General features: G+C 51.0%; 12 protein-coding genes. 1 reads left to right on the top strand and 11 read right to left on the bottom strand.

The window, feature by feature from the left end; translation table 11 throughout:
* Positions 1 to 27 precede the first annotated feature (27 nt).
* The 9 genes from DFR60_RS14955 to DFR60_RS14915 form a co-directional block, all read right to left on the bottom strand.
* Positions 28 to 1302: an MFS transporter gene (locus DFR60_RS14955; RefSeq protein ID WP_110323604.1), complete on the bottom strand. Its 1275-nt coding sequence runs from the start codon at positions 1300 to 1302 to the stop codon at positions 28 to 30.
* A gap of 2 nt (positions 1303 to 1304) precedes the next feature.
* Positions 1305 to 2135, bottom strand: coding sequence for an MBL fold metallo-hydrolase (locus tag DFR60_RS14950; RefSeq protein ID WP_110323603.1), 831 nt, complete (start codon positions 2133 to 2135; stop codon positions 1305 to 1307).
* Between the two features lie 18 nt (positions 2136 to 2153).
* Positions 2154 to 3002, bottom strand: a complete 849-nt coding sequence (locus DFR60_RS14945; RefSeq protein WP_110323602.1) for a carbohydrate ABC transporter permease — start codon at positions 3000 to 3002, stop codon at positions 2154 to 2156.
* Positions 3003 to 3004: 2 nt separating this feature from the next.
* Complete coding sequence (locus DFR60_RS14940) at positions 3005 to 3883, bottom strand: carbohydrate ABC transporter permease (RefSeq protein ID WP_243005082.1); 879 nt, start codon at positions 3881 to 3883, stop codon at positions 3005 to 3007.
* 268 nt (positions 3884 to 4151) lie between these two features.
* Complete coding sequence (locus DFR60_RS14935) at positions 4152 to 5471, bottom strand: ABC transporter substrate-binding protein (protein WP_110323601.1); 1320 nt, start codon at positions 5469 to 5471, stop codon at positions 4152 to 4154.
* 185 nt (positions 5472 to 5656) lie between these two features.
* On the bottom strand, positions 5657 to 7132 hold the full coding sequence (locus DFR60_RS14930; protein WP_110323600.1) for a response regulator transcription factor: 1476 nt from the start codon (positions 7130 to 7132) through the stop codon (positions 5657 to 5659).
* 61 nt (positions 7133 to 7193) lie between these two features.
* Positions 7194 to 8999, bottom strand: coding sequence for a sensor histidine kinase (locus DFR60_RS14925; RefSeq protein WP_110323599.1), 1806 nt, complete (start codon positions 8997 to 8999; stop codon positions 7194 to 7196).
* A gap of 12 nt (positions 9000 to 9011) precedes the next feature.
* Positions 9012 to 10004 (bottom strand): LacI family DNA-binding transcriptional regulator, encoded by a 993-nt coding sequence (locus DFR60_RS14920; protein ID WP_243005081.1) that lies wholly within the window; start codon positions 10002 to 10004, stop codon positions 9012 to 9014.
* Entirely contained in the window at positions 9937 to 12258 is a 2322-nt protein-coding gene (locus DFR60_RS14915) for a glycoside hydrolase family 65 protein (protein ID WP_110323598.1), read from the bottom strand. The genes DFR60_RS14920 and DFR60_RS14915 overlap by 68 nt, the downstream gene beginning before the upstream one ends.
* A 176-nt stretch (positions 12259 to 12434) precedes the next feature.
* Here DFR60_RS14915 and DFR60_RS14910 point away from each other — a divergent pair, with 176 nt between their 5' ends.
* Entirely contained in the window at positions 12435 to 14132 is a 1698-nt protein-coding gene (locus DFR60_RS14910) for a glycoside hydrolase family 13 protein (protein ID WP_110323597.1), read from the top strand.
* 422 nt (positions 14133 to 14554) lie between these two features.
* Here DFR60_RS14910 and DFR60_RS14905 read toward each other — a convergent pair whose 3' ends face one another.
* Both DFR60_RS14905 and DFR60_RS14900 read right to left on the bottom strand, forming a co-directional pair.
* The gene (locus DFR60_RS14905) at positions 14555 to 16360 is read right to left on the bottom strand and encodes an ulvan lysase-like protein (protein ID WP_110323596.1); all 1806 of its coding nucleotides are present in this window, start codon (positions 16358 to 16360) and stop codon (positions 14555 to 14557) included.
* Between the two features lie 13 nt (positions 16361 to 16373).
* Positions 16374 to 17546, bottom strand: a complete 1173-nt coding sequence (locus DFR60_RS14900; protein WP_110323595.1) for a glycoside hydrolase family 88 protein — start codon at positions 17544 to 17546, stop codon at positions 16374 to 16376.
* Positions 17547 to 17562 lie beyond the last annotated feature (16 nt).

The following is a 17562-nucleotide window of genomic DNA, read 5'->3' as shown; positions in this document are numbered from 1 at the left end:
TTATTTCCCTCTTATTCCGTTTCCATTCTATCTTCCGGTCTGCGCCTTATACTTCCACCCAAACACCCCCAACGCCCCGATCCCCATCACCGTAAGCGCCAGCCACACCAGAAACACGCTGTTCCACCCCAGTCCCAGCTGGATAACCAGCCCGGAAAACACGGAGGACAGACCGGCGGCCACATAGGAGCAGAAATCCAGCAGCCCCGATACGAAGCTGGCCCGGTTGGCCCTTGCGAAGCGAAGCGGAAATACTCCCAGCAAAATCGTATTTACACCGTACATCACGGCGCTGACGCCGCCTAATAAAAGTACCCCGGCAGCCAGCGATTTTCCCATAAAGACACGAAGCCCGGCCAGGATAAATACCGATAGGACCATCATAATCACCACCAGCGTTTCTTCCTTCAGAAGCCGTTTTCTCTGAATCATTCCCACCAGGGTGATGCCCATAAAATTCATCACCGGTATAAACAACAGCAGGAATGAGGCCGTACCGGCGTCCACGCCATAGATATCCTGTATCATGGTCGGTCCCCACAGCCCGATTCCGTCCTTGATCACCCCCTGCGCCAGGCAGGCAAGTATAATCCAGATCAGGCCGGAAGCCAGAATAAACTTTCCAAGCCGGTTTCCGATACCCGAAGAGGAGTCCGTATGTTCCAGAAATGCCGCGGACGGTTTCATCACCCGAACGCTCTGAAAATCCGTAAATCCGGCTTCCACCGCTGTATTTTTCACATACGTCTTCCACAGCAGCGCAAACAGAATCAGGGCGAAGCCAGGTATTAAAAATACCCACTGCCAGGATGCCGCCCGGATAATAAGGCCGCAGATCCCCCAGCCAGCCAGCGTTCCTCCCACCATGGAGGTGGACAGCCACACCGCGGCTCCCGCGTGCTGTTCCTCGTAAAACCAATGGGCAATCAGACTGATCATATTGCACCAGATGGCGCTCTGCGCAAATCCGTTCACCGCCCATAAAAGGATGATGATCCATATGTTATGGACGAATCCGATAGCCACATTCGCAGCTCCCGACACCATCAACCCGAAAAACACCTGATGCCTGTTGTCCAGATAATCCCCCGCATAACCGTTGACCAGCTTTCCCACCGCATAAACCCAGAAAAATACGCTCCCGGTCAGGCCGATCACTGCGGCGCCGCTGGCAAATTCCAACGCCATGGCGTTCATGGCCACGGATAGATTCAGCCGCCCGAAATACGTCAGGAAATAACCGGTCCAGCAGAGCAGAAACACTTCCTTCTGCTTTCTCCTTAGACGTTCCCCCATTTCCATGATCAGAATCCCACCGTCATACCATCATATGCCACCACGAATCCGTCCTCGCGGACACAGTCCACGATCTCTTCGTGCATCAGCTTACCATTGTGAGAGAAATGATTGATCACAAACACCGTGTTCTCTCCGGCGCATCCCTCACGAATCATGCGCGCTTTTGCATTCCGGTTGTCAGGCAGCCCCATGTGATAATTTCCGTCGGGCGCCTCCACATTGGTACAGTCGAAGCTGACAAGGCTGATCATTTTCCCTCTTAAATAATCCCATGTCTCTTCCGGGTAGCTTCCCGAATCGTGACCATAGAAAAGACGTTTTCCGTCCTTTTCCAACAGGTATACGAGGCAGTTTTCGTCCTTCGCATGGTTGGCCGCCAGCGGCGTCACCACGTATCCGGAAGGCAGCGTTACCGGTTCGAGGGGCCTTACCCGCTTAAAATCCAGCTGAGTGTGAAGCGTAGGGCTGTCGTTCATCTCCATGGCCATTCGGTATGCCGCTTCCACCTTATCATTTCCATAGACCGTCAGAACCGGCGCTCCGGGCTGGTGCGCATATGGCTCGCCGCGCATCAGCAGCTCCATGGGATAAAAATGATCCTGATGAGAATGAGTAATAAACACCGATTTGACCGCGTCAATCGTTATTCCCTCCCGCAGGACATGGAGATACGTATCGGGTGGAAGATCGATGAGAACCGTATTATCCACAATGGCCTGGGAGCGGGTCCTGATATTCTTTCCCCCCAGCTCCCTCGCCCTCTTACACGCCTCACAGGTACAGAACACGGCCGGCCATCCTTCTGCGGCAGCCGTGCCCAGATATTTAATTTCCATATTAGTCTCCTTTCGCACCTAACCTTTGACCGCGCCTGTGGTCAGACCCTGGATGATGTATTTCTGAGCAAAGACATAGACCACCATCACCGGCAGCATGGACAGCAGAAATGACGCGAAGGCCAGATTATAGTCAAAGGAATACGTCGTCTTAAAATTATACTGGAACAGCTGCAGCGTCCAGCTGTTCTTGGATTTGTTTAACAGGAGCAGCGGAAGCATGAAGTCGTTCCATACGGATAGCCCGTTCAGAATCATGATCGTGGCGGTCATGGGTTTTACCAGAGGGAATACGATCTGGATATACGTCTGGACCACTCCGGCCCCGTCGATAAATGCACTCTCCTCCAGTTCCCGGGGCACACTGTCCATGTACGCCACGAAAAGGAACACGCCGTCACGCAGTGCAAACACCAGATTTAAAACAATCAGCCCCCAGATATTGGACATGTGAAGGGAGCTTGCAATCTTCACTAACGGAATCATAACTACCTGGAAGGGCACGAAGAGACCGATGACCAGATAGATGTAAGAGAAACGGTAGAATTTGGACCGTCTCAAGTTCCGGGACAGCGCGTAAGACAGCGAGGGAATGACAAGCGCCATCAGGAGCAGGGAACAGACCGTAATAATAACGGTATTTCCTAAATAGCGGAAATAGTTCTGTTTTTCAATAATTTCCCGAAAATTCCCCAGATAAAACTGGCTGGGAAAGGAGAAAAAATTGACCGTCGATTCCTCTCTCGTCTTAAATGCAGTAATAATTGTCACATACAAGGGCGCGGCAATCACCAGACAACCCGAGATCAAAAACAGATATTTGAGGATACTGGAGGGCCGCAGCTGCTTTTCCTTTTTTCCATTCATGGTCAGTCCTCCTTCCTCGTCGTCCTGAACTGGAAATACGACACGGCACACACCAGCACAAAAATTACGACAGACTGGGTAATCGCATAGCTGAATTTCTGGTTCATAAAGGCATTTTCATAGATTAAGAACGCAATGGACTGGGTAGAGCCCGCAGGTCCGCCGCTGGTCATGACCGTAATATAGTCGAAGACCGTCAGTCCTTCTTTTGTCACCAGGATGATACAGACGCTTAAGACCGGCATCAGAAGCGGAAGCGTGATGCGAAAGAAACGCTGCACTCCATTGGCCCCATCGATGGCGGCCGCTTCGTATAAGTCTCCGGAGATATTCTGCATTCCGGCGATCAGCAGCACCATGGGGATCGACACACTCCTCCAGATATGGACGATCAGGATGCCCCACATGGCGGTAGATGAACTGGATAAAATATTTTTACTTAGAAAATCAATATTTAAACTCTTTCCGATCAGCGGGATCACCCGGTAATAGATTTCATTGAAAACAAGGCCTATGGTAACGAGGCTCAGCGTTGCCGGGAAAAAGAAAGCGGCCCGGAAAAAAGTCTGCTGTTTAATCTTCGAACACAGGATAACCGCCAGAATCAGCGCGATGGTGATGACTCCCACCACAAGAATTGCACTGTATTCTACGGTGAAGACCAGCGCACGTTTGAAGACACGGTCTGAAAATAACCTTGCATAGTTGTTAAGACCGACAAATTTATACTCCTTTGCATATCCGTTCCAGTTCGTAAAACTGTAGTAGATTCCGTAGATTACGGAAAATACGAAAAAGACCGTATATAGAATAATTGCCGGCAGTGTAAATGCCATATAAGCGGCGCGTCCCGCCTTCGGCCGTTTTGGTTTGTTTTTCACGGTCCATCACCCTTTCTGAACGATTCTCTTCTAATTAGAAAGAGGGTGAAACCAGCGCCGCCGGACTTAAATGCGTAATGCACAGCACCCGCTATCTACGCCAGGAGCACGCCCACAAAGCTAGTCGTAGGGTCCACTACGCCGTCGCTTCGCGGACGCACACCTGACGCAGATATCAGGCACTGTACACTACGTATTTAGGTCCGGCGGCACTAGCGCCACCCGGCCAAAATGCGTCCTGGCAAGAATCTCACCCTCTCGTAAAACCTTAGTTGTTATAGGTATCCATAATTAACTGATTTAAGTTGTCAAGCCACTGGTCTACATCCTTGGTATCAATCAGTTCCTGGCAGATATTGCCGTACTCTCCACCAAATGACGGCGGCCAGCTGTTGGACGGAACGCTCATGGTCTTACCAGTCTGGACATAATCCTTAAACATGGATTCAAACTCGGTCTTATTGAAGTTGACGCCCTTGATTGCCGACGGAGTTCCATCGTAATCGGAGAACTGCTGTGCATTTTCAGGGCTGGTGCAGTACTCTACGAAACGTTTTGCCGCTTCCGGATACTTTGTTGTTGCGGAAATACTGAATGCCGTATCGATGTTGACGCCCAGACGGTCAATGCTGCTGCCATTAAAGGATGGGTAGCGGAACATGGCAAACTGAAGATCCGGGTTGCTCTTTACGATCTCCGGGTATGCGAAGGTTCCGGAGAAGAACATGGCTGCCTTGCCGTTTGCAAAATCTGCGATAGCCTGCTCCTGGCCGGTTCCCAGGTTATCTTCCTGGCCATACTGGCGAAGCTTCACAATGGTCTCGCCCATCTGGCGGAGTTCCTTGGAGTCGGCAGCTGTAGTCCCTCCTGCTGCAATGTCTTCAAACAGTCCTACCGGATCTTCCAGCATGGTTACGCTGGCGCGGTCACAGAACTGGCGAACCGTCCATACATCCTTATCCGGGAATGTAAACGGTGTGATATCGGCTGCTTTTAACGTATCGCAGACCTTGTATAAGTCTTCGATGGTTGCCGGAATCGTGGCATCGGCTTTATCAAATAAATCTTTGTTGTAGTAAACGCCCAGCATGTTTAAGGATACCGGGATCGAATACGATTTGCTGTCGATGAGGCTGATATCCAGAATATCATCCGCCACATTATCAAGCATCTTTTCTCCGGTTAAATCCATCATATATCCGGCCTTTACCTGCTCCCGGAAGGAAGCATCCAGCGGGAAATGGGTAAATACGTCCGGAACCTGGTCGGAAGCCATTCTCGTCATCAGGACGGTCTCCGCATCCGGAACGTTGGTGTACTCGATCTTAATATCCGGGTTCTGAGCCTCGAATTCCTTGATCAGCGCCGTGTAATAATCGGTTCCCTCGTCCTTCATCTGGAAGAACTCAATGGTTGTCACTTCTCCTGCCTGCGCGGCCTCCTTCGTCTCGGCTGCCGTCGTCTCCTCCGTCTTCTCCGTGGATGCGGCCGACGCCGCCGTGGTCTCTGCCGGTTTGTTGGACGAGCCGCATCCGGCCATAGACACTACCATTACTGCCGCCATTGCTGCACTCAATACTTTTTTCATAGATATCCTCCTTACAATGCGAAAAATATGGGTATAAGTCACTTGTATCTTATACCCATATTATAGCGTTTATTTTTTTCAATCATATTGCAAAACTGACATAAGCAGATATCAATTATGTTACTTTTCCGTTATTATGCATTAATTTTACATTTATATTACACGTCTTTTATTGTATTTTTACATTAGCGCGATTCAGGCCTGTTTCTCTGTGTTCCCGGAGTCCGGCCGAAATATTTCTTAAAATTCTGAATGAAATAGGAAGGGCTGGTGTATCCCACCATAAGCGCCACCTCATTGATATTCATATCCCCGCTTTCCAGGAGTTCTTCCGCCTTTTTCATACGCAGGCCAAGCAGGTACTTGGAAAATCCCATTCCGGTCCGCGCCTTGAAGAGACGGCTCAGATAGTTGGGATTCATGAAATACTTCGTCGCCGCCAGCTCATTTAAAGAGATCTCACAGTAATAATTTTCTTCCAGGAATGCCTGGATTTCGTCAATAATGTCTCCTTCATTTATGGACCGGTCCGCCTCTTCGATGCAGCACGCCATGCTGCAGATATAGTCCAGAAGCCCGCCCATGTCCTCAAAATCCCAGAGAGGCCGGTAAATCGTTTCCGTATCCATGGTAAAACAGATGCCCAGCAGCGCCTGGTATGCCTGCTCCAGCTGCAGGACCGTCGTCTTCTCCTGCTGTACCAGTTTCTTGAAGCAGAACTCTTTTGCCTCCTTCACCCGCCTGGCATTCAAATGGTTTCGAATTAAATGTAAGTCTTCCTTGGAGAGCAGTTCCTTCCCCCTGTCATGATCGAAAAGATATAATCCCCGTTCCGGGTCCTGGAGCCGCAGACAGCAGGCTCTTCTCGCCTGGGAATATGCCTCCCTTATGGAATCCGGTCCCGTGAGAAGCAGGCTGACTCCGACTGCCGCCTGACGGCCATCCTTCTTTCCCTGTTCCGCCAGCGTATTTAATGCCCGGAGCTTCTTATCAAACACCGCCATGGCGCGTTCTTCCCCGCAGGAGACGATGACTCCCGCTCCGGAATGCAGAATATCCTCGAAAATCAGGTCCCGGCCAAAAGACAGATCCCGCAGCCGTATGGACAGTTCCTCAAATCCCATTCCGTCCACCATGATCTGAGCCGCAAAGAAACACCCGTTTTTCAGTCCTGTCATCTCCTCGGGCAGCACGTCCTCGGGACGCTCCTCCCCCGATAAATACCGGAGCAGGAGAAAACTTCCTGCGCGTTTCTGTACGTCACGGAGCAGATCCTCCTGCCGCTTTTCCTCTGTGCGCGCCTTCTTTATAGTATCCAGGGTGTGAAACAGATCCTCTCTCCTCAGCGGTTTCAGCAGATAATCCCGTACCCCGTTATGAAGGGCGGCTCTGGCGTAATCAAACGTGGCGTATCCGCTCACCAGAACCACATCCACCGACGGAAAACGCTGGCGCACCACCTCGGATAAGACGATTCCGTTCAGTCCTGGCATCCGGATATCCGCCACCAGCACATCCACGTTTTGCTCCTCCAGCACCTTTAAAACCTCACTGCCATTGTCACAGGAGCAGCAGATGGTGCTGTCCCTGTCCCATTCCAGTATTATTTTTTCTACAGCCTTTCTGGCCAAAAGAACATCATCCGCAACTGCAAACTTCATGACTTCACCCGCTTCCTATACATTTTTGTGCGCAGCACAACTCCGTCCGCCAGGACATGAATTACGGGGTGCCCTGTGGGTATGACTTTTTTTCACCTTCAGGGATCCTGATGGTGATCTTTGTTCCCCTGCCTTCCTCACTCTCCAGGATCAAACCGTACTCTTCTCCATAATAATTCTTCAGACGGAAATTCACATTCAGCAGTCCAATGGAATCCGTCTCCTCTTTTTCCAGACACAGCGATCCCTGCTCCCGGCATTTTTCCGTCAGCTGCTTAAGACGAGCTTCCGACATCCCGGCGCCGTTGTCCTCCACGGTCAGCGTTACGACGCCTTCCTCGGAGGAAGCCCTGATCCCGATCCGTCCATCTCTCTTATCCTGAGAAAATCCGTGTTCAAAACAGTTCTCAACCAGCGGCTGAAGCAAAAATTTGAGTATCTTCTTCCCTCTGACCTCCTCGGGAACATCAAACACGGTCTCGATCCGCCCCGCCATGCACAGCTTCTGAATATTGGCATACCGCTCAATCTGCGTGATCTCATCCATCACCGTGACCAGACTTCCTCCGCTGATGTTATAGCGAAACATATCTCCCAGCCCGGTCGCCAGCTCCGATATCTCCGGCACGTCCTCCAGGATGGCGATGGAATTGATGACATTTAACGTATTATACAGAAAATGGGGATTGATCTGGCTCTCCAGCATCATAATCTGCGCCTTTTTCTGTAGATTCTTCGATTCATACTCCCTTAAAATGCTCTCCTTCAGTCTGGCAGTCATGTTATTGAACCCAAGAATCAGCCGGCCTAAATCGTCCTGGCGGTTCAGCTCCTGTGTGATGGGAACCAGTTTCCCGTTTTCCACCTGATGCATGCCTTCCTCCAGTACGCGGATCGGCCGTGTCAGCTTCACACTCAGCAGGATGCTGACGCCGATGAATACCGCGGTCATAATCACAACAATGATCACATAGGAGGCCATTCCCTGCATCATATGAAGCTTCAGCACCCGCCCCGCAGCCATGCTGACGATGGTTAAGTCCAGCGCTTCATTATAAGTCGCCACCATACGCCAGTCTTCCCCGGAAAAATTCAAATCCATCACCTGATTTTTATTGGCGGCAAAGCTCTCCTTCCTCTCAAGGAGCGCCTGCCTCACATGGGAAGCCATGGCGTCCGTCACCCGCTGTCCCTGGTAGATTATGTAATCTCCCTGCACCGCCAGGGTATCCATGCTTCCATCCTCGGTAAAAACCATAAAGCTCTGCCCGAACTGCTTCAAATCCAGGTTGATAAAGGCGTACCCCACCTGTTCAAAAGTATAGGTATCCACCAGGGAGAACCCGTAGGTAATCGTCCTGACACTCTGCTGGTTGATCACGGTCTCGTAGACCGGTGACAGCATATTTTTAATCTTTTCCGTCTTCATGGTCTCAGCGAAGCCTTCGATCCGGCTCATGTAATTTTCATTATATCCGGCGCCGCTGTAGGCGTTATTCCTGTTGGACAAATAAGTAATGCTGGAGACGTAGGGATTGATTTTCGCCGACATCACATTTTTTCTCAGCTCCCGCAGAGTGGTGATATACTCCGGCCGGTTCATGTTAAAATCATTTTTCACATATTGAATAATGTCCGGATAGACCAGATACATGGCTGAAGTGGTCTTCAAATGGTTCACAATGGTCTCCAGCCGGTCATCAATCATCTCATTTGCCTGCGTCATGTTCACGATGCTTCTGTCAATCTCCTCCTCCATGCTTCTTCTCAGCACAAGACTGACCAGGATTGTTAATGGAACCAGGATTACGACGAGACAGGCCGCCAGAATCTTTCTTTGAAGCGGAATATGTTTATACCAGTTCATCCCCCCACCTCTCTATACGGATTCCCGGAGGCATACCTCGCAGGGCACGATCACAGTCGGCTCATACGTTTCATTCCCCAGAATATCTGTCAGCATCCTGGCCGCCAGAAAACCCTTGTATTTCTGGTTCTGACGGATGGTTGACAGCTTTGGTCTGGCATATTCGCTGCTTAAGAGTCCATCGAATCCAAAAACGGAAATCTGTTTCGGAATCTTTATGTGCTGCCCCCGCAGCGCATTGATGACTCCCAGGGCCATCAAATCACTGGCGCAGAAGAATCCGTCGATCCTTGGCTCCTTCTCCATAAGCCGGATCGCCTGTTCATGAGCCATGTCGTAGCGGAAATCGCCCTTCACAATCCATTCCGGCTTAACCGTAAGCCCCGCCTGACAAAGCGCCTGCCTATATCCCTCTTCCCGCTCCTTTTCCACGATGGAATGGCCGCTTCCGGTTATCATGGCAATGCGTTTCCTGCCGCGTTTCACCATGTGTTCCACGGCAAGTCTCGAATAATAGGCGTTGTTGACGATGACGCATCCCTTTCTCTCCCCTGTATACGGAATATCAATGAAGACACAGGGGAAATCCCCTTCAGCCAGCTTCTTAACCGCCGGTTCATCGTAATCCGCGTTCATCAGGATCATTCCGCCCGCCCCCCGCTGCCTGCAGTACGTCTCGAAGCACTCCGGGCTGTTCTCCATTATATATACCACGGTCTCGTAACCATTCTGATTGGCAAATGAATTCACTCCCTGCATAATGCCGAAGAAAAAAGAGGAATTCTCCGTCTGCTCACTGACCCCTGTCACGACAACGGCCAGCTGCATCGGCTTCTTTGCAGACAACGTCTGTGCCGTCAGATTTTTCACATATCCCATGGCCGCGGCCGTCTGGCTCACGCGCCGTTTCGTCTCCTCGCTGACGTCCTGTCTGCCGTTAAGCGCCCGGCTCGTCTGTGACACCGACAGGCCGCAGGCCTTTGCTACATCCACCAGTTTTACCATACCGCACCTCCTCATGATCCGCTGTGATCTCAAACCTTTCGCCTTTCCAGACAAATGAAAATGAAACACTTCGCCAGGATTCCGGCAGATGGGGTTCCATCGCAGGACGCCCATCCTTTACCGATAATCCGGCGAACCCCAGAACGATACACTGCCAGATTCCGCCCATTGCCGCCGCGTGAATTCCCTCTGCGGAGGACAGCCCGCCGTTTAAATCCACTCCGGCGGCCTTCCTGAACAGCCGGAAGCTCTCCTCTGTCATACCGAGGCGGGCCGCCGTCATGCTGTGCACATTAAAGCTTAAGGACGAATCGTGTACGCAGCGCGCTTCATAATATTGATAATTTTTAAGAATAATATCCTCCGGAAACAGATCCGGCATCGAGGACAGCAGCATTACCACATCCGCCTGCTTTAAGACCTGATATCCGCAGAGCTGCTCTACATTAAAGCTTTCCAGAATCTTCCTCCCGCCCTTTTTAAACGGCGTCAGGTCCAGTTCCGGCAGATTTAAAAACGCCTCATCCTGCGGAATGATTCCCCTGCTATCCGGCTTTGGAAGCGCCAGCTTCTCCGCCCGGTCCTTCATCCATACTTCCCTGGAGACAGCGCCCGTCTTCTTCTCCAGCTCCTCCAGTAGATCCGCCTTACCTGCCTGCCGGAGCATTTCCAGGATGCGGAGCGCCTCATTGATATTCCATGAAGCCATATAATTCGTATAGGCATTGTTGGATACGTGTTCACTGTATTCATCGGGTCCGATCACGCCGTGTATATCGTACTGTTTCCTCTCTTCGTTCCACTCCGCGCGGGAAGCCCAGTACAGCGCCGTCTCCAGTATCATCTCATAGCCGCACGCTTCCATAAATGCGGTATCATCCGTAGCTTCAAAATACCGATGGACCGCATACGCTATATCCGCATTGACATGAATCTCCTGGGTACCGGTATAAATGGGAATCGGCTTTCCCGTCACCACGTCGGGCGCTCCCTCTGACGGAGTCACCTCTCCGTCTGTAATCCAGGCGCTCTCCCATGGGAACAGCGCCCCCTCACATCCGTACTGCGCCGCCTTTTCCTTCGCCTTCGGCAGCGTGAGATAGCGGTAGCGCAGCAGCCGTCTGGCCACCTCCGGCTCTGTGTACAGCCAGGATGAGAAAAGGAACATCTCCGTATCCCAGAACGTATGGCACTTATAGGCCTCCCCGGACAGCCCCTTCGCACCGATATTCATCCGCTCGTCATGCACCGGCGTCATGATTCGCAGGTGGTAAAGGGCAAATCTGGCCGCACAGGAATCAAACACCTCGTCGCTGTCAATCCGGATATCATGTAAGTCCCAGTACCGTTGCCACGCCTCGCCGCTCTCTTTAAGCGAATGGTCGAATCCTGCTTTGGCGGCTTCGGCCGCCAGTGCGTTGGCATCCTCTACTATGGAAAGGCTCTTGTGTTTCCCACACGCTGTCTCTTTGAAAGGTGTATCTGCAAAAGGGCTTTCGCCGTCCCAATACTCTGCATCTCTGGAAGTATAAAAAGCGGCCGCATTTTCAAGCACGATCTCCTCCCCTTTTTCCCCGGAAATATGGTAGTGCGTTCCGATCCTGCGCCGGTCCATGTCAATGGAAGCGCGGTATGATCCTGCAGTCAGCCTCGGAGCGCAGGCAGCGGCAAAGCGCACCCCTGAATCCCACGCCTGAAACGACAGTTCCTCCCGCTCTCCCGGCACGCAGTGCCTCGTACCTTCCGTAAAATGCTGGGCCCCGCTGTTACTCACCTGTCCGTTGATTCCGGTCCTGATCTCCAGCTCGGCCGGTTCCTCCAAAATAAGAGACAGTCTCTGCATCAGCAGGTGGCGGTTCTTTAACGACACAAACCGCTCCATCTTTACCTTCACCTGTTTTCCCTGTTCCGTTCTGTATGTAAAGTGCCTCTCAACCAGCCCGTTTTCCAGATGAAGCATGGCACAGTAATCCTCATGATTTCTTCCGTTCAGCTGGAGCAGCTCCCCGTCAATGGTAATCTCCTTCCCCATCACATCCGGAAGATTCGGAAGCTCAGAGACCTCGCCAAAACAGGAATCATACGTTCCTGCAATAAACGTATCGCGTTTCTGCCCGGGAACCGGCTCATCCACCGCGCAGCGTACCCCCAGATACCCGTTTCCCTGGCAGAACAGCGATTCCATCTGGGGCTGCCACGCCCGGTCCCACCGGGACACCGACACGCTCCATTCCCCCAATTCTATTTTTTCCATAAAATACCTCACTTTTCCAAAACGTTTGTGGTACAAATATGATTCTATTATTGCAATGTTACACGTAAAAGTCAAATATTTTATATATAATATTTACTTCTTTTTTAAATATAAATGAAAACGTTTGTGGGATCAATCATCTCATGCTACAATAGCGTTAAAAGGAGGGGATTTCAATGAAAGAAACTTGGTGGAAAGAAGCGGTTGTCTATCAGATTTATCCGAGAAGCTTTATGGATTCCAATGGAGATGGAATCGGAGACCTGGGAGGAATTATCCGGAAACTCGATTATTTGAAAGAGCTGGGCGTGAACGTAATCTGGCTTTCCCCCATCTACCGTTCTCCCAATGACGATAACGGATATGACATCAGTGACTACTGCGAAATCATGGAAGAGTTTGGCACCATGGAGGAATTTGACCGGCTGCTTAAGGCGATGCACGAGAGAGGATTAAAGCTGATGATGGATCTGGTCGTCAACCATACCTCTGACGAGCATCCCTGGTTCCAGGCTGCGTTAAAGGACAAAAACAGCCCCTACCGGGATTATTACTTCTTCCGGGATGGGAAACCGGGAGGTCTGCCGCCTAACAACTGGTGCAGTCATTTCGGATTTTCTGCATGGGAAAAGGAACCGGAGGGTGAGCAGTATTTCCTGCATCTGTACACAAAGAAACAGCCTGATCTCAACTGGGATAATCCGTCTGTGCGGGAAGAGGTGTACCGCATCATGCAGTTCTGGACGGATAAAGGAATTGACGGCTTCCGCATGGATGTGATCAACTACATCTCCAAGGCCGCGGAGCTTCCGGATATGCCTGAGGATGGCCCCCATCTGGCCACACCTTACTTTGCCAACGGCCCGCACGTCCACGAATACCTTCAGGAAATGAACCGGCGCATCCTGAGCCAGCGGGATTTCATCACAGTAGGCGAGATGGTCTCGGTCACCACGGACCAGGCGCGGCTCTATACTCACGAAGACCGCCATGAGTTAAACATGGTCTTCACCTTCGAGCACATGTATCTCGATGCGGTCGGTGAAGACAAGTGGCAGATCCGCCAATGGAAGCTGTCCGAACTAAAGGCCGTATTCGGGAAATGGCAGACCAGCCTGGCGGACGGCTGCTGGAACAGTCTGTACTTAAATAACCATGATCAGGCACGAATGGTAAGCCGCTTTGGGGACGACGGAAAATACCGCGTGGAAAGCGCCAAGATGCTGGCCACCTTCCTTCATACGCTCCAGGGAACTCCTTATATCTACCAGGGCGAGGAGCTGGGTATGACCAACATCCGGTTCGGCTCCATCGACCAGTACAAAGACATCGACACGCTCAACCATTATGCCGAGGCTGTCACGGTATTTCACGAGGATCCGAAACGCGTTATGGAAGCGATCTACGCCAAAGGGCGCGACAATGCCCGAACGCCAATGCAGTGGGATGCCTCCCCGAATGCCGGATTTACCGACGCGGTCCCATGGATTCCCGTCAATCCAAACTACACAGAGATAAACGCGGAAGCGGCCATCCGTGACACTGAAAGTATCTATCATTACTATCAGGATCTGATCCGTATCCGCAGACATCATAAAGTTGTGGTCTATGGCGACTACAATCCGGTATGTGAAGAACATCCGTCCATTTATGCCTATACACGGCGCTATCAGGGGCAGATGCTCCTGGTGGTTCTTAACTTTTTCTCAGATCCGGCTGTCATTGACCTTCCCAAAGCGTGCCTTCCGGAAAACGGGGTCCGGCTGATTGGGAATTATGAAGACGCTCCGGCCTGCGAGGTGCATATGAAGCTTCGGGCGTTTGAGGCTGTGGCATTCCTGGGAGGGGATGGGGGTGAACAGATAATGATATAAGAATATTTCAAAGAATTATAATTTTTTATTTAAAAGGGTACTTGAAAAATACAAGTACCCAGTGTATAATATAAGCAGAAGTAATCAAGGGCTAACAAGAAACCGATGATTGCCGATCAAGCAAACAGTAATTTTAAGTTACCGGGCTATCCTCTGGCCAGAGAGGATAGCTCATTTTCTATTCTGGTGATTATCCAGATATGTAAGTACCGTAAATATCACTATGATTAACGTTAATATTTCCAGCGTATTCATTGCACATCAGTCCTTTCAATATTTTGAAAGGCAATCACCGAGTCATCCTCTGACTTCTATATAAATTATACATTATAATTTTAACACTAATTTTTAGTATATTCAACTTGTATTTTATGTTTTTCGTTATTTATTCAGCCATCTACCCCTGACGATTTCTACAAAACTTAAATCCGATCTATAATCCCATTTATAAAGCAATTTTCATTTACAACTATATGAAGTAAAACAGAATCATAACCTGCCTGCGGATTGATCTGCACCCGAAGCGCCTGCAGCCCGGGTATAAGATTAAAGATACGCTCTGTACTGTACGGTAAACTCATCTCCCGGTTTGACTCCATCAGCACCTGCCCGTTTTTCTTACATATTACTGCCCGTTTTCCATTCTCTTCCACTAACACCGCTTCATCAGCGCCGCTCACCACCGGACAGATCAGCGTTCCGTCATCAAACTCCGCCCGAATGCGCAGTTCTTCCCCTGAAACCTGGTAAGTAAAACAATAACTCTGTTCTCTGCCAGACAACGTTCTGCGTTTTTCGTCTCTCAGCTTTCCGCTGGCAGTAACCAGTCCGCCTTCTACCGATACCCGGACATCGTCATCATAGAGACTGCTGTAGACAATACCGTCCTTTTCGGCTTCGATTCTCACTGCCAGGCACTCCTGTCTGACCCGGCAAGGAACCTGCATATTGTTTGGTTCCTTTAAAGTATACCGGCTCATCCCGGCACACAGCAGAGTTCCCAGCCTCTCGTGGTGAAGAAGCGACAGTGTTCCGCCTCCGACATGGCCTCCGGGTAAATACTCCCAGTCACAGGCTGTCACCGTGGCCGTCATGGATCCCTTTGTTACAATCCAGCTTTCTGTCTCCGGGTAATACCGGATTCCCTCGGTCCTCTGTCTTAGCAGGCGCCGCTCTGCCCGGTCGTCCGCTCCCTTCCACACTAAATTTCTGTCCAGAATTCCAGCCAATACCTTTGCATGGGTAAATGTATGATGAACGCACGGTGCCTGACCGGCCAGCCTATAATGCGGACCTCCAGCCAGCAATCCATCCACGGTACATTTCTTCAGCAGATTTAGATTTCTTACAGCTGCCAGTACAAAATCCGGGTTGTCATCTGCCAGAAGCAGGTATCCCAGCGCGCAGCCATCTGAAGTGCGGCTCCCCCAGTAGCTCCATTTATAATTTCTTGTTCCAAAACTGTTGTCCCAGGCACCGTTTTCAAGTAAAAACGGCAGATGCGCAGCCATCCCCCTATCCGCAGCCTCCAGAACTCTCCGGTCTCCGCTCAGATGGCCGTACAGAGCCAGAGACGGCAGCGTCTCCTCAACATTGTACCCGATATCGATGGGGCGGCAGCCCCTTGGACTCCTCTTTTCACGAGGCACCCCCTCTCCATACAGCAGATCATGTTCGGTAAATGGAAGCCCGGACGGCTCAGCCAGTTCTTCCGCTTTTCGTTTATAGAGTTCCTCATGCAGCACCAGCCAGCACTCATATAAGGCCAACGCATTGGATATGGGATAATTGATATTATTATCCTTCAATTCATCAAACCGGTACAGGAATTCTGCTGCCAGCTTAAGGCGCTGTCGCCAGGCGGCTCTCGTTTCGTCTGACAGCAGCTCTTCATGAAACAGCAGACAGTCCGCCAGCTGGATCACATTAAAAACCGTCGTGCCCTTCCAACCGGAGTCAATATCATTTAAAAAGGAACCATCCTCCTGTGACACCGTATTTTCCGCCCAAATAAAAAGCCTCTCAGCGGCTTTCACCCATTTTTCATCCCTCTCAAGCGCAGCCATACATAAAAAGGGATACATCGCCTCAAAGCAGCGCCCGTGAATCTTTCCGCACGCGGGGCAGAGGAGAGCGCCGTCGAGTCTTGGGTTATTCGTATTTCCGATCTGAAGGCGAAGCATGGCTTCGCACCATTCCTTCAAGAGATCTTTGCACACTTCCGCCATATTATTTCCCCCATTACCAGTATGGATTCCAGTCATATTTTAATCTCACCAGACCTTCCAGATAATAATAATCCCCCCAGAGATTGCACTCGTCGATCCCATGGTCAATACAGTCATTGTAAGGCGTCTTTCTCCCATATACTCCGTGCAGAAGAAGTCCATCCGACTCTGAATCAGATTTCGCCGCGCAGGTGTCATAAAGCGCTTTCATCAACCGGCTGGCAATTCCAGTGTAGTACGAGGCTTTCTCCCCTGGCAGGTATTTCGCCATCTCCAGCATACCGCAGGCCGCGACCGCCGCCGCAGAGGAATCCCGGGGTTCCATACTGCCATCCTCGAAGATAAAATCCCAGTACGGAACGAGACTGTGGGGAAGATGATCGAGGAAATACCCGGTTACCTCCTCAAACAGCCTGACATACTCAGGATTTCCCGTATAGCGATAGCTCAATGCGATGCCGTACACGCCCCAGGCCTGCCCTCGGGCCCATGCGGAGTCGGCGGAATACCCCTGATGTGTGACTCCCTTCAGCGGTTCCCCTGTCTCCGGATCAAAATAAAAGGTATGGAAAGCGGAACTGTCAGGACGGATCAGCACGCTCAGCGCCGTATGTACATGGGCTTCCGCTTTTTCCCCATAAATTTTGTCCCCGGTAACCTCGCCGGCCCAATACAGCAGCGGAAGATTCAAAAGGCAGTCGATAATCAACCGGTAATTTCCCGGCTCAGCCAGCTTTCCCCATGCCTGCAGGAACTGCCCCTTCTCATGAAAACGCTCCAGAAGCCTGCGGGCCGCCTTAATTGCGGTTTCCTTCGCCTCCTCGCTGCCGGTCAGCTTCCAGGCCGCCACACAGGATGGGGTATACAGAAATCCGAGATCATGAGTATCCGTTTCAATCTGATGATCGATGCGGTACCGAAAGGATTCTGTCTGTGCAAGCGCCGTCCGTTTCATCTCCGGATCGCCGGAACACTCGTATGCCAGCCACAGCTGTCCCGTCCAGAAGCCGTTGGTCCACTGGTTATTTGGCGCTTCCGTGTAAAAGTGATTGGTACTGAAAATATGTTTGAACCCAGCTCCGAATCTGGACATGGAAAAACGGGTCTGGGATACGGCTGTTTCGAGGGCCGCCTCCAGTTCCGCCGGCGCCAGCTTCGGATAGTTCTGTAACTCTTCTTTTTTCATTCTCTTCTCCTGTTCT

Source organism: Hungatella effluvii (genome assembly GCF_003201875.1).
GTDB lineage: Bacteria > Bacillota > Clostridia > Lachnospirales > Lachnospiraceae > Hungatella > Hungatella effluvii.
This window is presented reverse-complemented; position numbering and strand designations above follow the sequence as displayed.